The sequence below is a fragment of the Bradyrhizobium sp. LeoA1Lang genome, assembly GCF_055413685.1.
In genome coordinates this window covers 1-1,356 of record NZ_JBVAPG010000401.1, presented here as the reverse complement: position 1 = coordinate 1,356, position 1,356 = coordinate 1, and the positions used below count along the sequence as shown (strand labels likewise).

The following is a 1,356-nucleotide window of genomic DNA, read 5'->3' as shown; positions in this document are numbered from 1 at the left end:
CCGCCATGACCGTGACGAAGATTAGGACGGACGTCTCTGCAGTCAAAGAGTTGTTGAGGTCGGACAAGGAGTTCCTGAAGCCGCTGATCCAGGGTGCGGTGCAGGAGATTCTCGAAGCCGAGATGACGGAGACGCTGGGTGCGGAGAAAGGAGAGCGCAGCGAGGGACGGCTTGGCTATCGCTCCGGCTACTATCCCCGCTCGCTGATCACCCGGGTCGGCAAGATCGAGCTGAAGGTGCCGCAGGACCGGCAGGGGCGGTTCTCGACCGAGCTGTTCGAGCGCTACCAGCGCTCGGAGAAGGCGCTGGTGGCGGCGTTGGCCGAGATGTACGTGCAGGGCGTCTCGACGCGGAAGGTCAAGCAGGTCACCGAGGAACTGGTGGGGCATGCGTTCTCGGCCTCGGCGATCAGCGCCATCAACAAGCGGCTGGATGCGTCGCTGAAGGCCTTTTGCGAGCGCAAGCTCAAGGAACCGTTCCCGTATCTGATCCTGGATGCGCGCTATGAGCGGGTGCGCGAGGACGGCATCATTGCGAGCCAGGCGGTGCTGATCGCGATCGGCGTCGACTGGGAAGGCCGGCGCCAGGTGCTCGCGGTCGAGCTTGCCAACCGGGAGAGCCGGTCGAGCTGGAAGGAGTTTTTGGAAGCGTTGAAGGCGCGCGGCCTGCATGGCGTCGAGTTTGTCGTCTCCGACGATCATCCCGGCTTGAAGAAGGCGATCGCCGAAGTCCTCGCCGGCGTGTTCTGGCAGCGCTGTTATGTGCACTTCCTGCGCAACGCGCTCGATTATGTGCCGCGCAAGGTCGACGACGATTGCCTGCTCGAGCTGCGCTGGATGTACGACCGGCGCGATCTTGGCGAGGTGCGGCGCGATCTAGCGGCGTGGCTTGGCAAATGGGGCGGCAAATACCCCAAGCTCACCGGCTGGGTGGAGGACAACATCGAGGAGACGCTGACCTACTTCCGTCTGCCGCTGGTGCACCGCAAGCACATGAAGTCGACCAACATGCTGGAGCGCCTCAACGAGGAGATCCGGCGGCGCACCTACGTGGTGCGCATCTTCCCCAACGCCGAGAGCTGCCTAAGGCTGGTGCGGGCGCTGACCGTCGAGCGCCACGAGGCCTGGCTCGAGGACCATCGCTATCTGAACATGGATCTCTTGAAGGAGCACAAGAAGGAGACGCTACGCCGGGCGGCCTGACGATGCTCAGGCCCACCAAAGGGATGGACGCCACCCCTCGGAGCCGCCGTCGCTCGCCAGCGCTGCGCGTGGGGCGAGCGAGCGACGGCGGCTCCGAGGGGATGGCTTGGCCGGACCCCATGACCGATTTTGCTGAACTTGACGCACAGAACTG

At 64.3% G+C, this 1,356-nt stretch carries 1 protein-coding gene; it reads left to right on the top strand.

What is annotated here, in order from left to right; all coding sequences use genetic code 11:
* The first annotated feature begins 5 nt into the window (after positions 1–5).
* Complete coding sequence (locus tag ACZYOF_RS43770; protein ID WP_463719591.1) at positions 6–1,202, top strand: IS256 family transposase; 1,197 nt, start codon at positions 6–8, stop codon at positions 1,200–1,202.
* Positions 1,203–1,356 lie beyond the last annotated feature (154 nt).

Bases quoted from the DNA above. Each gene is read 5' to 3' on its own strand.
- ACZYOF_RS43770 (WP_463719591.1), top strand. From the start codon at position 6: ATGACCGTGACGAAGATTAGGACGGACGTCTCTGCAGTCAAAGAGTTG.